This window comes from Leifsonia sp. Leaf336 (assembly GCF_001423695.1).
GTDB lineage: Bacteria > Actinomycetota > Actinomycetes > Actinomycetales > Microbacteriaceae > Leifsonia.
In genome coordinates this window covers 226,367-238,898 of the sequence record NZ_LMOZ01000003.1, presented here as the reverse complement: position 1 = coordinate 238,898, position 12,532 = coordinate 226,367, and the positions used below count along the sequence as shown (strand labels likewise).

At 65.1% G+C, this 12,532-nt stretch carries 8 protein-coding genes and 1 pseudogene; 7 read left to right on the top strand and 2 right to left on the bottom strand.

Annotated features, from left to right (window positions below):
* The first annotated feature begins 499 nt into the window (after nt 1–499).
* Together ASF88_RS20525 and ASF88_RS16370 are read left to right on the top strand one after the other, a co-directional pair.
* Nucleotides 500–1,027, top strand: coding sequence for a hypothetical protein (locus ASF88_RS20525; protein WP_235493525.1), 528 nt, complete (start codon nt 500–502; stop codon nt 1,025–1,027).
* A gap of 448 nt (nt 1,028–1,475) precedes the next feature.
* Nucleotides 1,476–2,513, top strand: a complete 1,038-nt coding sequence (locus tag ASF88_RS16370) for an LLM class flavin-dependent oxidoreductase (protein ID WP_235493524.1) — start codon at nt 1,476–1,478, stop codon at nt 2,511–2,513.
* Here ASF88_RS16370 and ASF88_RS16365 read toward each other — a convergent pair.
* Nucleotides 2,510–3,106: a TetR/AcrR family transcriptional regulator gene (locus ASF88_RS16365; protein ID WP_055921195.1), complete on the bottom strand. Its 597-nt coding sequence runs from the start codon at nt 3,104–3,106 to the stop codon at nt 2,510–2,512. The two genes, ASF88_RS16370 and ASF88_RS16365, sit on opposite strands and share 4 nt — an antisense overlap.
* A 42-nt stretch (nt 3,107–3,148) precedes the next feature.
* Between ASF88_RS16365 and ASF88_RS21180 the strand changes: the two are divergent.
* Together ASF88_RS21180 and ASF88_RS16360 are read left to right on the top strand one after the other, a co-directional pair.
* Nucleotides 3,149–3,433, top strand: a pseudogene (locus ASF88_RS21180) (AvrD family protein); the annotation flags it as partial.
* 45 nt (nt 3,434–3,478) lie between these two features.
* A complete protein-coding gene (locus ASF88_RS16360) occupies nt 3,479–4,084 on the top strand; it encodes an AvrD family protein (protein ID WP_235493523.1) in 606 nt (201 codons plus the stop codon).
* Here ASF88_RS16360 and ASF88_RS16355 read toward each other — a convergent pair.
* A complete protein-coding gene (locus ASF88_RS16355) occupies nt 4,081–4,461 on the bottom strand; it encodes a hypothetical protein (protein WP_055921189.1) in 381 nt (126 codons plus the stop codon). The two genes, ASF88_RS16360 and ASF88_RS16355, sit on opposite strands and share 4 nt — an antisense overlap.
* Nucleotides 4,462–4,871: 410 nt before the next feature.
* Between ASF88_RS16355 and ASF88_RS16350 the strand changes: the two genes are divergently transcribed.
* Genes ASF88_RS16350 through ASF88_RS20515 form a run of 3 tightly spaced genes read left to right on the top strand, consistent with a single transcriptional unit; the run spans nt 4,872 to nt 12,474 of the window.
* Complete coding sequence (locus tag ASF88_RS16350; protein ID WP_055921186.1) at nt 4,872–11,510, top strand: RHS repeat-associated core domain-containing protein; 6,639 nt, start codon at nt 4,872–4,874, stop codon at nt 11,508–11,510.
* Nucleotides 11,495–11,902 (top strand): hypothetical protein, encoded by a 408-nt coding sequence (locus ASF88_RS20520; protein WP_157498412.1) that lies wholly within the window; start codon nt 11,495–11,497, stop codon nt 11,900–11,902. Before ASF88_RS16350 ends, ASF88_RS20520 begins: the two co-directional genes overlap by 16 nt.
* Nucleotides 11,899–12,474 carry a hypothetical protein gene (locus tag ASF88_RS20515; protein ID WP_157498411.1) on the top strand — a complete coding sequence of 192 codons (576 nt, stop codon included), beginning with the start codon at nt 11,899–11,901 and terminating at the stop codon, nt 12,472–12,474. The genes ASF88_RS20520 and ASF88_RS20515 overlap by 4 nt, the downstream gene beginning before the upstream one ends.
* Nucleotides 12,475–12,532 lie beyond the last annotated feature (58 nt).

Genomic DNA, 12,532 nt, shown 5'->3' with positions numbered 1-12,532 from the left:
CACAACTGATTTCGGGGCGGAGTCATTGAGGTGTGGCGAAGAGTCGTCCAGGTCATCGTCGAGATGGACGTGATGGGCACTCCAAGTGAGCGATGATTGCCTTCCGCGACGGGGGCGGCTCTCTTGACGTCCGCGCCGCGAAGCAACCAATACGAATTGGGAAGTGTCGTAGTTTCCTCTCAACTGCTTTCCGGTTTTCGATTCCAATCAGGTGCGCCCCGGGAGGAACGCCGCAACTCGAGGGGCCACGATCTCTAAGGCCCGCGGACGCAAAGGAATCGTTCGGGACCATACCTCCCCGGAGGTGCTCTCAGTGTCTTTCGGGCGTAGCCATGAGGTAGGGCTCTCATGTTGACGCCCATTTTGGGGTAGTCAAGTAATTGCATTCTGTAAACTTTCTCAGCTGCACATACTTGTTGCCCAGTTTGGTTACCGCTTAGTTTTCGATTGCTGCGCAGCTGGCCCTCAATAAGGCGGGAATCAACTGGAGGGTGGGAAATTGACGATGGTCGTGTGGACTCACTACGAACCGTATGTTCCGCCCGTGCTCGGTCCGCCTAGCGAAATGACCGCGCGTGAAGCCCGGCTTGCGTACGAGGAGGCGATGAACTCGAAAAGCTCGCGGATCGGGATGCTGGAGGCGTTCGCTGCGATCAACTGCGCGCCTTTCGGTGCCGACAGCGAGTCGGTCGACGGGTTCGGCAGATGGCTGGTTGACAATGTCGCGCCGGATCCCACTGAGCCACGTAGGCTTGCCGATCACTGGTACTCGGTGGTCTTTGACACCGGACTGTGGGTAGGAGACCTGATCATCGGCGAGAACCCGAAGCTCAATTGGCGACTGCAAGCCGGTGGACGGAGTCATATCTCCTTTCAGAAGCCTGTGATCGGTGGTTACGAGTCCGATCCCCGCTACTCTGTTGATCCTGATTCGTATGTCGCTGCGCTTGCTCATCGCGGCATCGCTGGCAGGCCCGTCAAAGCATCTCCGATATGGGAGTACGTAGTGACTTCAGCCGCTGACTAGCCCGAGCTTGCGCGTTGGGGACGGCGCTGGTGGCCTCGCCATGGCGAAGGACGATGGGCTGGGTCGCCGCGGCGTTCTTCACGGCGGTCTTTCCCCGGCAACATCTCGTCGACGTTGAGGCGCCGCCCGACCCGTTGATCGCCCGTGGTCGCGACTGCTGTCGAGCCCCCGCCGACCGCTAGCGTACGACAACGCCGCTCACTGCCGCCGTCAGAATGGCGGCCACAGGCGTGCTGTTCTTCATTGCCGATGTCGAGCCCCCACAGAAACCCCACAACTGTGGTCAGTGGAGTTGGCGCTTGGTCATTGAAGAACCGCGATGATTCGGGGTTTTTCCAGGCATTACGAGGCGGCTTAAGCTGTGGCGTCAGGGTTCAAATCCCTCCGTCTCCGCCATCCCGCCTCACGAATTCGCCAATTCGCCCCATTCGAGCGCGAAGATGTGGACATGAATTCCGCTTCGGAGGCTCAGTTCGGTGCCCACACATTCGGCGAGACCGTAAAAGCTGCCGGGGCTGGCCGTCCATCCGTCTCGACTCTTTCGCTTCTCGTCGAGCAGGCGGTTCTGTCCGAGCAGGTCGGATTGGACTTCTTCGGCGTCGGCGAGCACCACGGTCCGGGGTTCGAGGTTTCGCAACCGGACCTGATTCTCGCTGCGATCGCGGGCCGGACGGATCGCATTCGTCTGGGAACCGCCGTCGGTGTGCTGAGCGTTCAGGAGCCGCTCTTCATGTACGAGCGATTCGCCACGCTCGATGTTCTCTCGGGCGGCCGCGCCGACCTCGCCGTCGGTCCGGGAGCGTTCGCCGACATTTTCGAGATGCTCGGGGTCGACTACGCCCACCGGGTTCCTCTCTATGAACGACGGCTCGACGAACTCCTGGAACTCGTCGAATCGCACACGTCCGTTGGAAGCACCTCGCCTCGGCCTGTGATACCGCGCGCAGTCTCCGACCCGATGACGCTGCGCGTCGCGAGTTCAGGAACAGAGGGGACGATGACCCGCGCGGCCGAGCGGGGTCTGCCCGTGATGGTGGCGGTGAGGGAGGGGGACCCGCGGCGATTCGCGCACGCGGCGAGGAACTACTTCGACCACTTCCGCCGACATCCGCACCGTCAGGCGGAGGTCACGCTCCATGTCAGCGGATTCATCGGGGACAGTCTCGACAGCGCCAGGAGGCTCGCCTGGCCCTACGTCCGCGAGGTCATGTCCACCCTCGGAGCGCGCCGGGGATGGGACCCACTCACGAAGGCGCAGTTCGACGAGGCCACGACCCTCGGCGGCCCGATGCTGATCGGGCCCCCGGAGCTCGTCGCGGAAAAGATCGTGCGAAGCATGAGAGCACTGGGCGCCACCCGGTTCGCATTGAAGTACGGGATCGGTTCGATGCCGCACGAACTCCTCACCGCGAACATCACGCGCCTCGGCACCCAAGTGGTGCCGATGGTGAAAGCGAGCCTCCGTGAACCGGCGCGTTCCGGCTAACCCGCGCCACCGGTTCGCAGTCCCGGCGTGACCAGGCGCCACAGGGCTTCCAGCTCCGCATCGATCTGATCTTCCTTCCCCGCGTCGATCGCTACCTGGAGGACGCCGAAGAGGCAGTTCACGACGGTGCGGGCTGCTCGCTTGCAGTCGAGGGACTCCGGCGCGTCGCCCTCGGCGACCGCTTCTTCGAGGAACGGGACGAAACGATCGGCCCAGGCGTCGTAGGGATCGAAGCCCTCCGGGACGAGCCGAAGCTCCTGGCTGAGCCGCATCGCAGCGCGAACGCGGATGTTCGTCGCCATGGTCCGAGTCACGCGCCACGCGAGCAATCGCATCCCGGACAGCCCGCGACCGCCCTGGTCCCGGACTTCCCGAACGAGAGCGGGCCACGCGTCGAACCGACCCTCGAGAACAGCTTCGGCCATCGCCTTCTTCGAATCGAAGTGGAAGTAGACCGCGCCCTTCGTGAACCCAGTCGCCTCGACGACTCTGTCGAGTCGAGCCCCGCTGAAGCCGAACTGTGCGAACTCCGACGCTGCAGCATCCAGGATCGTCTCGCGCGTCTCGATGGCTCGGCGAGTGCGGTCGGACATGCGGTCGGAGCCCCTTCTCGACGGATAGTGTCTGCATAGCCTGTGGGACAGGGGGACGTTTTGCGCTACTCGTCGATCGATGACGTGCTCGGGCCAGCATCGCAAAGGTACTTCGGAGAAGGATACCGTGGGGTGCGCGTGCGAGTCGTGCCACGGGAGGGGGCCGATGCGACTGTGCAGCTCGACGGTTATCTCGAATACCCGTCCACCTGGTCAGCGCGAGGGGGCGTCGCCCGCCACGACCGACACCTCGGGACCATCGACGCCGTGGTTCTCGCGTGTAGAGCGACGGAATCGATCTCGAGAGGCGTCGGCGATCTCAGAGCGGTCGACATCGCAGCGTCGGCGGCCCCGACGACGCGTCTCGATGTCGTGCCCATCGAGCTCGAGGGCGCCGACGGCGAGGTCTTCGGCTTCCGAGTCGGCGGGATCCGCGTCTCGATCAGCATGGACGCTCCGCGAGAGTCGCGCCGCGCGGACGAGATGCCCGAGTGGATGACGTCGTGGCAGCCGACGAGCACCGCCAGGCTGCGACTCGAAGACGTGCAGGTCGACGCTGGCGCCGGCTCAGCGCGGGCGACGGTTCGTGTGGTCGCTTGGGAGGAGTCTCTGTGGCACATCGACGCCCATGCTCCGTTGCTGTCCGCCGCGGATGCGATCGCGGCTGCCGGGGCGATCACCGAAGCAGCTGTCTTCCACCGCGCGGGCGTGCAGCGTGATGCGGTGGGCAATTTCTGGATGCGTCGAGCACATATCGACTTCGACGCAGCATCCGTGCGGCGCTCGAGCGCGCTCCTGTCGGTCGAGACCGTGCACTCGCATGTCTTCGAGCGCGGAGCGAGTCGATGGCACTCCGCGCGCGTCCGGGTCGAATCCGGGTTCGGCTTCCGCATCAGGGCGGACGTCGCCTTCGAGGAACACCCCCGGCAACAAGCCGGGGGCGACTCCCCTGTCGGCGGATCCGGCGTCTCGACCTAGCTGCCGTCGGTCCAGTCGTAGTTGTCGTTGCGTGTGGCGGGCGAGAGGTTGACGCATCGAATCGAGGACGACGGTGGGACGTAGAACGCCTGGTAGGCGTTGTCGTAGTCGATCTCGACCCACGTGCCTGGCCAGACCTTGACGGATGCCGCGTTGTAGGCGATCTTCTGGCCGTACCCGGCGAGCCCGTTGCCTTCGTTGAACGTGTCGTTGATCCAATTCTCGCCGGAGTTCGCCCCGGAATAGAAATGGAACGCCCCGCCGCAGTTCTGCGAGTAGAAGATGTAGAACTCCGGCAGCTCTGATGCGTTGGCCGGACCTGCGCTCAGCAGGCTCACCCCGATGGTCCCCGCGACGACGGCCGCGGCGGTGATCATTCTGCGCCTGCCGCGCCTATTCGTCGCCGAGCGTTGGCTGAACAACTTCATTCTGGTTCCTTTCATCGAGGCTGAAGCCCAGGTCGGCGTTCGGGAACGAGCGTCGCGGTTAGGACGCTAAGAGTCAGGTCGTCGCGCCAGCAAGTCCTCTCATTGGAGGACTGTCTGGAATGTTAAGGCGTCGTCGCGGCGTTCTGGCCGGACCTTCGGCTCGTATTTACCGGAGAGCTACGCGGAAAGAATGCAAACCAAATAGTATCTGCGAATCCTCACAGAGAGCACGCTCACTTCCGCGGATTTCCGCGGACAACGCGTGCCGGTCCTCCGAATTGAGGACTCGCTGAGTTGCTTGCCGACCGAAAGCATTCGTCTGCCGTGGTCGACGAAACCGCGGCGCAGAAGGGGAACACATGTGGGGGAACGCGCTCGTCGGCCTGGTGACCGCGGCGGCAACGCTGTTGGGGTTCGCGCAGCCGGCCGTGGTCGAGACGGCAAGCCGTGCATCGAGCGTCCAGGCGGCCGTCACGGGTGCGCCTGCTGCGGGGTCCGGCGCGGGGGCGGTCGACGGGCGAGGTGACGCGGACGGCTATCACGTCCGTGTCACCTCCGGCGCGGACGGTTACGCCTGGCGCGACATCGCAGTCCTGCGGCCCGCGAACCTCGATCCGGGAAGCTGGTACGGCTATCAGTGCCTGTCCTCCGACGGGAAGTTCGTCGCCGTGGCGGTGCTGCCCGGCGACGCCATCAACGCGAACGGCGCCCGCGATCACGGTGCGTTCGCGTACTCGGTGAACGTGGCCACGGGTGCGGTGAAGGCGCTCGGCACAGGGGTCGGGCTCAAATACCACTCGCCGCAGTGCGGACTCGACGACACCGCGGTGTTCACCAGCAACCCGGGCGCGAACGAGTCGAGCACCGTCGCGGTCCGTTACGACCTGAGCAGCGGCAAGCAGTCGGCGCAGTCAGTGGTGAACGGCCAGGTCACGAGCGTCGTTCCCGTCGGCGACGGCATGGTCGGCGTCGAGGGGACCGCCCTCGTCTCGCTTCCGGCCGGCGGATCGGTGAAGACGCCGTCGAAGGCGCGGGAGCTCGTCAAGGCCGGGGGCGCTGCGTTCGACCTTCGCCCCTCCGGCGACGGGGGTCTCGACTTCATCGCAGAGGCGGCGGGTGGCGCAGCGAATATCCGCCACGAAGCATCCGGCAAGGCGGTGGATGTCGCCGCGGCGAAGCTCGGTGCGACCAGGCTGTTCCTCGGTGCCGGAGGCCACACCATCGTGACCGGGGCGACCGCGCCGAGCCTGGTCGTCGCCGACCAGTCGAAGCTTCCCCTCGGCGCCGACAATGTGACCCTGGACGGCGGTGGCGCGTTCGGCCAGGCTCCCTCGAGCGCGCCGGCGAAGGCCGCCCAGGCGCCGTTGACTCAGCCGCAGCTGGCGACCGCTGCCGGCGCCCCGCTGGTGGAGATCACGAAGACCCAGCAGGTTCTCCAGTCCACCATCGCCGACGGCGGCTCGGCGAAGGCATCGAAGCAGACCGGCAGCGCCGTGCCCGGAGCAGGCAGCTCCGGAGGCAACACGAGCACCCAACCGGCACCGAAGGAGGCGAAACGCTCAGCGTTCGTCGGTGTCGGCCCGCTCACCCCCTCGATCAGCGCAGCGGTCGCGCGGCAAGTCCTCCCCGCTACATCCCCCGGGGCGACGACGCCGACGTGTGCGGTTGCTCGGCTGCAGCCGAACCTGCAGGCGATGCAGCCGTCGAACTCCCAGGTCGACTGGGCCACGCAGATGGCTGAGCAGGGCCTCCTGACCGGCTCGGCTTACACGCGCCCGGCCAACTACGCGAACATGGGCCTGGTCGCGTACGCGCCGAGCGACGACTTCTCGCCGATCCCGCTCGACCACCCTTCATCGGACACCTGGTCGACCGTGCCACGCTCGGTGATGGTGGCGATCGAGTCGCAGGAATCCAACTTCAACCAGGCGTCCTGGCACGCCCTGCCGGGCCTGGCCGCCGACCCCCTGATCGCGGACTACTACGGCGCCGGCGACGCGATCGACACGATCGACTATCCGAACGCGGACTGCGGTTACGGGGTGGCGCAGGTGACGACCGGAATGCACGCGGACGACACCTCCATCTCCGTGCACGGCCAGATGAAGGTCGCCGTCGACTACGAGGAGAACATCTCCGCCGGGCTGAACATCCTGCAGGAGACGTGGAACCAGCTCTACGAAGCGGGCATCACCGCGAACGGCGGCGACCCGCGCTACCTGGAGAACTGGTACTTCGCCGCGTGGGCGTACAACACCGGCATCCAGCCGACGGCCGCGTTCGGCAACACCTCCGGCTGCACGCCGGGCCCGACCTGCACCGGCCCCGACGGCACCTGGGGCCTCGGCTGGTCGAACAACCCGCGGAACCCCGACTACGACCCGAACCGTGCACCGTACCTGAAGAACACGTACGGGGATGCCGCGCACCCGTCGAGCTGGCCGTACCAGGAGCGCATCCTCGGCTGGATGGGCTCCCCGATCATCCGCTACGGGTACACCGCGTACGACACCCCGGACTACCACGGCGGCAACAGCTGGCTGCAGATCCCCGGGTTCAACAGCATGTGCACCAGCGACAACCACTGCGACCCGGCCAACGCCGCAGGCGGGTACTGCGCTCTCGGCGACTCCGAGTGCTGGTGGCACCAGCCGGTGACATGGGTGGCGAGCTGCTCGACGACGTGCGCCACCGCGGCCTACGAGGACGGCGCCGGTTCGACCCAGCCCACCTATGCCGATCCGTACCCGCCGACGTGCAACCAGGACACGTCCAAAGTCCCAGCGGGGTCGATCATCGTCGACGACCTCAGCAATCCGGCACAGAACCTCCAAGGCTGCTCGGGGATGAACTGGAGCAACGGAGGCACCTTTACCTATGCCCCGGGCACCAACAGTTCCGGGGACCCCGTCGGGAACATCGACACCCATCAACTGGGGTCCGGCTTCGGCGGCCACATCCTCTTCACCCACACCGAGCCGGCTTCTGCAACCAGCCTGATCAACACCGGTACCTGGACTCCGTCTCTGCCGAGCTTGCAGTACTACAAAGTGAAGATCCACATCCCGCAGTCGGGTGCGACCGCGACCGATGTCGTTTACACGATCAACCCGGGTGGGTCGGCGGCGCCGTGGAAGGTCCGTGTGAACCAGGATTGGGAGTCCGAGCAGTGGGTCACCATCGGTACGTTCGCGATGCAGAACGGCGGCAACGTCCAGCTGACCAACACCAGCAACATGCCGGCGGAGAGCTACGACGTCGCGTTCGATGCGATCGCGTTCGTCCCGCAGGGCGGCACACCAGGGCAGCCGATCGGTGGGCCGCCCGGGATCCAGGACGCTCCGAAGGGCTCCAACCCGGCCTGGGTGAACTGCGGGTGCGTGCGCCGCACCGCCGGTGACCCCGTCGACACGGCGACCGGTTATTTCGGTGAGACCGCCACGGATCTGAGCACACCGGGTCTAGGAGAAGCCCTCAACGTCACGCGCACCTACAGCTCCTCCCTCGCGGACCCCTCCGGCCCGGCAGGATCGGGCGCTGTAAACGGCGCCTTCGGGCACGGCTGGACATTCAATTACGGGATGAGCGCGACCACCGGCACCGGGGGCGCCGTGACCGTCCATCAAGAGGACGGCTCCAGTGTGCCGTTCACTCTCTCCGGCAGCACCTACACGCCGTCGGCGCCGCGGTTCGATGCGACGCTGGTCAAGTCAGGGACGACCTACGTCTTCACCCGGCATGCCAGCGACCAATTCACGTTCGACGTGACAACTGGGCACCTGACGAAGATCAGCGACCCGGCGGGCAGGGCTGCTTCACCGCAGTACGCGACGAACCTCGCCTATGACGCGAGCGGGAACCTCCACACGGTCACCGACCCGGGCGGTCGCGTGTACACGTTCACCTGGACCGGAACCCACATCACCAAGGTCGTCTCCGGGGCGGGGCAGGAGGCCGACTACGTCTACAACACCGGCGGCAACCTCGCCGAGGTCTACGGCGTCGGAACGACCAGGACCGGTGGAACCAACGGCGACCAGGATCACACGCAGTACCAGTACAACACTCTGAACCTGATGACCTCGGAACGGTCGCCCGACAACTACGGCAAGACCACCACGCCCACGCCGGTCACCTCCATGACCTACGACAGCTCGGAACGAGTGCTCACCCAGACCGACCCGCTGGGCAAAGTGACGACCTTCACGTACGGACCGAACAGCGGCGCCGGTCTTACCGCCGGGCAGAACCTCGTCACCGACCCCGTCGGCCACAAGACTCTCTACGTCTATCAGAACGGGCTGCTCACCTCGATGACCAAGGGATACGGGGCGACCGGAGCCTCGACCTGGTCGTACGCCTACGACCCGGTCACCCTCGGCGTCTCCGTGCAGACCAACCCCGACGGGTCCACGCAGACCTTCGCCTACGACGACGCCGGCCACCAGATCTCCGCCAGCGACGGGCTCGGGCGGACCACGTCGAAGCAATACGACGCCGCAGGCAACGTCACGCAGAGCACCGACCCCACCGGGCTGCAGACGACCACCACGTACAACGCGTCCGAGAAGCCGACCAGCGTCGTCGTGTCCCTCTCCGGTCAGTCCGCCGAGTCCGCCAACGACACCCTGAATCCCTCGTACGCCCGCTCGTCCAGTTACGGGTACACAGACGCGGCCCACCCCGGTGAGGCGACGACGTTCACGAACCCGAACGGTCACCCGACCAGCTACGGATACGACTCGTTCGGCGATCTCACGACCGTCACCGACGCGCAATCGAACGTGACCAAGTACGGCTACGACACCACGCGCGGCTGGAAGACGAGCACCGTCACCCCGCTCGGCGTCGCGGCGGGCGTCGCACCCGGGTGCACACCACCGGCAAAGGGATGCACCACCTACGCGTACGACGCCTACGGCCACGTCACCACCACGACCGATCCGCTCGGCCACACGACGAAAGCCACCTTCGATGCCGACGGCAACCAGCTGACCAGCACCGACGGTAACAATCACACGACCACGACCACCTACGACAACGCCGACCGTCCGACGAAGGTGCAGAAGCCCTCCACCGACGCGACCACCACCGTCTACAACGACGATGGCACCATCAACAAGGTCACCGACGCCGCCACTCACAACACCAGCTACCTCTACGACGCCCAAGCGCGTTTCATCTCGTCCACTAACCAGGACAACAAGACGACGGCGTACACCTACGACGGCATGGGCCGGCTGAAGACCACGACCAAACCGAACAACGACGTCATCACGCAGACCTGGGACAACGCCGGCCAGCTCAGCGGAATCAGCTACTCCGGGAGCAGCACACCCGCAGTCACCTATGCCTACGACGGCGACGGGCGACGCACCTCGATGACCGACGGAACCGGCACGAGCACCTACAGTTACGACTCGTTCGGCGAGACGACCTCCGTCACCACCGGATCGGGCGCCACGACCGGATACAGCTATGACGCCGCCGGCAACACGACCGGCATCAACTATCCGACCACCGGCTCGCACGCGACCCGGCACTTCAACACGCTCGAGCAGCTCGACAGCGTCACCGACCCGGCCAGCGCCACGACCACCTTCGGGTACAACGCCGACGGGATGCCCACCACGATCGGGTACGGCAATGGCGACACCTCCACGGTCACTTACGACAACGCCGACCGGCCCGCCTCGAGCGCACTCACGCGCGGAGCGACCGGTCTCGGCACGATCACGTACGGACGCGACAACAGCGGAGACCTCAACGCGACGACGCCTTCTGCCGGCGCGCCGGGATCGGCCACCACCTACGGGTACAACGCGAACCAGTACCTGACCGGTTCCACTGTCGGAACGACCACGACCGCGTACGGTTACGACGGTGTCGGCGACCCGACGACGGTTGCGTCGGCCACGCAGGTGTTCGACGCAGCCGGGCAGCTCTGCTGGACCACCACCTCCACTGTGAGCAGCCCGACCTGTGCGTCGCCCGCCAGCGGTGCGACGACCTACAGCTACGACGCCAACGGCAACCGCACCGGCAAAACCCCTGGCGGATCAGCGGCCACGACCTACGGGTACAACGTCGCCGGCGAGCTGACGACCGTCTCGGGGGCGACGAGCGCGACCTACACCTACGACGGTGACGGGCAGCGTGCGACCAAGGTCGCCGGGTCGACCGGCCTGACCTTCACCTGGGACGCTCGCGGGAAGGTACCGCAGCTGCTGAGCGACGGAACGACGGATTATGTGTACGGCCCCACCGGGACACCTGTTGAGCAGTTCACCGCAAGCGGAGCCAACCAGGCGTACTTCTTCGCAGACGCCCACGGATCCACGGTCGAGCTCGCCAACCAGGCGGGAACAGTGACGGGCACTTACGCGTACACGCCGTGGGGTGCTGTCAGCAGCCACAGCGGTGCATCCACACCGTTGCAATACGGAGGCGGATACGCCGACGCGGAGACCGGGCTCATCTACCTGCAGGCGCGGTACTACGACCCCACCACCGCGGTGTTCGTGAGCGTCGACGCGCTCGTCAGCCGAACGATGGCGGCGTACCTGTACACATCGAACGACCCGCTCAACCGACTCGACCCGCTCGGCATGGACTGGAACTTCGGTACATGGATGGGCCTCGCAAGTACTGCTTTCGGTGTCCTCGGAATTGTGGCCGACTTGACCGGCTTCGGCGCGCCGGTCGGCCTGGCATTCGAAGGACTTTCGATCCTCACCGGAACCGCAGCCACAATCTACGACTGCTCAAACCATGACGCTGTAGCATGTGGGCTCGACGCCGTAGGATTGGCCAGCGGTGGCATCGGCGGCGTGGCGCGCTTCGTAGATATTTTCGGACACGTGTCGGAAACAGCCAGCTATGGTCTGAAAGCAGCTGATGGGGCCGGAAGTGCGTTCGGCCTATCCTTCGGTGTCGCGGGTAATATCAACGGAGTCGCATCTCACTCGGAGGCGAAGAAGACATGCCCGAAGTCGTGAACGCGCACCGAGAACTTCTCCACCCTACGGCGTGGGCGATCGGTGTTGTCAGCGCGATCAGTGCTGCAGCGCTTGTGATGCTTGGAGTTGTCGGCGCGGTCGTGACATTCGCGGGCGGCGACCTCATGATGTTTCAAAGTGCATCTTCGTACGTATTCATGAGCGTCTTGATTGCGGTTGCCGTACTCGCTGGAGTGAGCATGCTCCTGGTTGCTGGGCAATGCGCTCGGGAAGCCCGCAGGGGATATACGACAATCGCCAACGCGTATCCGCGGCTGGAGTGGCGCGATCACAAGACCGGGTTGGTCTTTCGCGAAGCGGGAGCGGCCACGCCACGACTTTCCACCGCTGAGCTCCGCTCCCGTGCGTCATCGGTTCACAACGAGCGATGAGACGAGCCGCTCCAGCTTTCGCAGTAGCGATCGGGATCCTCGCCATAGTCTTCCTGCTGGCGCTGCGTGCGAAGATCGTGAACGCCCAGTTGGCTTCAACAGGCTCTACTGACTCCACATGGCTGGCGATGCTCATGCTTATAGCCGTACTTGTTCTGATCCTCCTCTCCGTCGCAGCCGTGATTATCTGGACCTCAGCTCGGGTGTCCGCCGCCGCGCACACCCGATTCAGCGACTCGCTCATCCTGTTGTCGACCCTCCGACCGGACCTGCGGGCAAAGCTTGAGAAGGTGGGAGCGCCGACCGGTGAGATAACGGGTCCTATCGCGTTCGCGTTCAGCGGGCGGTCGCTAACAATAGTGAATCGCGGAGGACGAACGATTGCGTGCTGGAACCGAAACGACGTATCGGCACGAGAACTGACGTTCGATACCGGCAGAGCCAAGCTCAGCGGAATCTGTTTGTCTGTCCCGTACGACGAGATCGCTTTTGTCCCGCGCAGTGGGCGGCCATTCTTCACCCGTGTTCGAGATATCCATGGCCTCGTCCTCCGACTGAATTCGCACTACTGAGGATCATGCGAAATGGAGATGCCGGCCTGCGATGGGCCCGCACGATAAATGTGCTGGT

Coding starts and splice junctions, on each gene's coding strand:
- ASF88_RS16370 (WP_235493524.1), top strand. CDS start 1,476: ATGAATTCCGCTTCGGAGGCTCAGTTCGGTGCCCACACATTCGGCGAG.
- ASF88_RS16365 (WP_055921195.1), bottom strand. CDS start 3,106: ATGTCCGACCGCACTCGCCGAGCCATCGAGACGCGCGAGACGATCCTG.
- ASF88_RS16355 (WP_055921189.1), bottom strand. CDS start 4,461: ATGATCACCGCCGCGGCCGTCGTCGCGGGGACCATCGGGGTGAGCCTG.
- ASF88_RS16350 (WP_055921186.1), top strand. CDS start 4,872: ATGTGGGGGAACGCGCTCGTCGGCCTGGTGACCGCGGCGGCAACGCTG.
- ASF88_RS20520 (WP_157498412.1), top strand. CDS start 11,495: ATGCCCGAAGTCGTGAACGCGCACCGAGAACTTCTCCACCCTACGGCG.
- ASF88_RS20515 (WP_157498411.1), top strand. CDS start 11,899: ATGAGACGAGCCGCTCCAGCTTTCGCAGTAGCGATCGGGATCCTCGCC.